General features: G+C 65.6%; 2 protein-coding genes. Both read right to left on the bottom strand.

Annotated features, from left to right (window positions below; translation table 11 throughout):
• A partial coding sequence (locus E8A12_RS11780) for an outer membrane beta-barrel family protein (RefSeq protein ID WP_293368886.1) occupies positions 1–2,263 on the bottom strand: 2,263 nt, incomplete at its 3' end.
• A 133-nt stretch (positions 2,264–2,396) separates the two neighbouring features.
• On the bottom strand, positions 2,397–2,606 hold a 210-nt coding region (locus E8A12_RS11775), incomplete at its 5' end, for a hypothetical protein (protein WP_293368884.1).

Genomic DNA, 2,606 nt, shown 5'->3' with positions numbered 1-2,606 from the left:
AGCCCGGCTCCTTGGCTGCCTTGGCGCTCGAGCCCCCGAACCGGTAATCGAGACGGAAAAAGACCTGACGGAACGCTGGGCGGATAGTCAGATCCTCCGAAAAGGTGGGCGTGCTCAACCGCCGCGCGAACCGGTTGGTGGCGAGGGCGTCCTGAACGGTCACGGTGGCGGAGAGCCGATCATTGACCTTGTGCCGCCAGCCGAGGTTGACCGTGTAGACCGGCTCCAGTTCGCCCTCGGCGACCAGGCGCTTGCCGTTGGCCGTGGCGTTGAACTGCAGCATGTCGTCGGGGCGCACCTGCCAGTTCAAATTGAACCGGCCGCTGATCCCATAACCACTCTCTGCACCGGCGCCGACCATCAGGTTCGCCGCATCGATCTGGCTGTAGTAGATGTTGCTCGAGGCATTGTAGCTGAGCGTCGAGGTCAGCTTGCCAGTGGCCGTCAGCTCCACGCCAGCCGCTTGGCTGCTTCCCAGATTGCCGTAGGTGTATTCTAGCACGCCAGGGCTCAATCCCTGCTCCACCTGGGTGATCTGGTTCTCGTAGCGCCGATAGTAGAGCGTCGCCCCGTAGTTCGACTGGCCTTGGCGAAGTTCGTAGCCCAACTCGTAGGACTGGGTGTCCTGTGGGCGCAGGTTAGGATTGCCCTTCTGGGCGTCCTGCGGGTCGTTGAAATAGATCAGCGGGTTCAGCAGGAACGAGGGCGGGCGCTGCACACGCTCGGAGAAGCTGGCGGTCACCTTGCGGTCGTCGTCCAGCTTGTAGCTCAGATGCAACGTCGGGTAGGCCTTCACATAGTCCTGGCGGGCCCGCTCGCCCGAGGTCAGCTGATCGATTTCCAGCTGCACATCTTCCACCCGCAGACCCGCTTGTAGGCCGAGACTCCCGAAGGTGTGCTCATAGGTGGCGTAAGCAGCGTTGACGGTCTGGGCGTAGAGGAAGTGGTTCGCGAGACTGGGGTCGGGGACCAGCGCGCTGGCGATCGCGCCGGTGGTCCCGCTGTCGTCGGTGTCGTTGTCGTCGTGCTTCAGTTCGTAGCCAGCCTTCAACGCTCCCCCGGCCAACGGCCGGTCGTAGGCGATCCGGAATTCCGAGTGGTGGTCGTTCTCGTCCTGCCGGACGCCCTGCAGCGGAACGACGGCCAGGGGCAGGATCTCGGTCGTCGCATAGAGGTCGCGATCGCGGTAGACGGATGTGTTGTAGATCGCGTCCAGCGACAGGTCGTGACCCGCGCCGAACGTGTGCTTCCAACCGGCCGAGATGCTGCTGTCGATCTCCAGGAATCGCCGCTCGCCCTGGCGGCTCAGGATGCTCGCCGGCGCCCCGCTGGCGTCGTCGTCAACGTAGTGATCGAAGGGATGGCCCTGGACCAGCAGCGTGTTGTAGCTCGCGCTGCCGGTGATCTGGTCCTTGTCCTCAGGCGTATAGGTCACCGAGAGTCGCGCCGTCGGCCCGCGGGCCAGGTTGCGGCCCACCTCCTCATGCTGGGTCTTCAGGAACTGGCCGCTGACGGGATCCAGGGCGCCCAAATCCTGGATGAAGTGTTGCTTGTTGTGCTGGTAGTTGCCGGCCAGCGAACCGGTGATCGCAAGCTTCGACGAGTTGTAGCCGAAGTTGGCCCCGGCCCGCTTCAGTCCCGCGCTGGCGGCGGTGACATAGGCCGAGCCGGTGACGCCGGCGCCGCGGCTCTTCTTGGTGATCAGGTTGATCACCCCGCCGGTCCCTTCCGGGTTCAGCGCCGCTGACGGGTTGGTGATCACCTCGACCCGCTCGATCTGATCGGCGGGTAGTTGCTGCAGGGCGTCGGCGCGGTCCTTGCCGTCGAACTGCGGCGAGGGCTTGCCGTCCACCAGGATGGTGACGTTGGAATCGCCGCGCAGGCTGAGCGTGCCCTGCACGTCCACATCCACGGATGGCAGGTTCTTCAGCGCATCGGCGATCGAGCCGGTGGTGGCGGTCAGGTCCTTGCCGAGGGTGTAGGTCTTCTTGTCGATGGAGGTCTCGACCTCCTGCGGCGCGGCGCCGGTGACAGTGATGGTGTCGACCGTGTGCCCATTTGCGGGCGGCTTGGCTGGCGGCGCGGCCTTGGCCTTGTCGGCGGGTTTGACGGGCGCCGCGGGCGGTTTGGCCACCGGCGCGGGCGCGACGGACCAGTTGTCCCCCGGCGGCGGAGACGCGCTCTGCGCCATGGCGCCGCTTGCGCTCAGCAAGGCGCAGCTTGCGGCCGCCAGGCCGACCCGCCAGTTCGCCAAACCTGCCATGTGTGGCCCCCGTCCCGAAGAACACAGTCACTCAACCGCGGGTGGCGAAATGAAGGCTCACACGGACAAGATACAGCCGTAATTTAGGCTGCGGCCCGCTGTCAATTTACATTCGTCAATCCATGTCCGGTTTTCATCCCGGTCCCGGCGCCGGCCCGCTGTTCTCGTATTCGAAGCCGGGCTCCTTGGCGGCCTTCGGCGCGCCGCCGCCGAAGCGGTAGTCGAGGCGGAAGAACACCGCACGGGCCACCGGCCGCACGTCCAGGCGCTGGAACACGATCGGCGTGTCGGCGTGCAGTTCGAACCGGCTCCCAGCCAGCAGGTCCTGCGCCGTTACCGTAGC

Origin of the sequence: Phenylobacterium sp. (assembly GCF_004799395.1) — a bacterium.
Lineage (GTDB): Bacteria > Pseudomonadota > Alphaproteobacteria > Caulobacterales > Caulobacteraceae > Phenylobacterium.
The sequence above is the reverse complement of the archived record's forward strand: the minus strand, read 5'-3'. Positions and strand labels throughout refer to the sequence as shown.